Source organism: Mesorhizobium sp. M7A.F.Ca.CA.001.10.2.1 (genome assembly GCF_003998575.1).
GTDB lineage: Bacteria > Pseudomonadota > Alphaproteobacteria > Rhizobiales > Rhizobiaceae > Mesorhizobium.
The window spans coordinates 1-492 of sequence record NZ_RZQY01001331.1; the positions used below are offsets into that span (position 1 = coordinate 1).

Genomic DNA, 492 nt, shown 5'->3' on the forward strand with positions numbered 1-492 from the left:
CGTCCCAGGTGAAGTCCAGCCCGCCGATCGCATCGATGATGGAGCGTGCCGCGATCTTGGCGCCGGCTGCCGAACCCGATTTCAGAATGACCGCGAATTCGTCGCCGCCGAGGCGAGCGACGATATCGTCTGGACCAAGCACGCCGCGAATCGCCTCGGCAACCCGCTTCAGCAGCGCGTCTCCCGCCGCGTGTCCGCCGGTGTCGTTGACCAGTTTGAAGTGGTCGAGATCGATGAACATGAACTGATGTCCGGCGCCTCCGACCGACTTCGTCGTGTCGGCGGTGCCATCCTTGCGCGCCTGGCCGACCAGGTCTTCCATGGCGCGGATGAAGCTCGAGCGGTTGGCAAGGCCGGTCAGCGCATCGTGTGCCGCGGCATGCGCCAGCTGGCGCTGCAGCGCGCGCGCATCGGTAAAGTCCTGGAAGACGATGACCAGCCCGCAGAATTCGTTCCGTTCGTTGATGATCGGCGACACCACCTGGCGGATGC

The 492-nt window shown here is 65.0% G+C and carries 1 protein-coding gene; it reads right to left on the minus strand.

The window, feature by feature from the left end; translation table 11 throughout:
• A partial coding sequence (locus EN964_RS36920; protein WP_127277626.1) for a diguanylate cyclase domain-containing protein occupies nucleotides 1-492 on the minus strand: 492 nt, incomplete at both ends.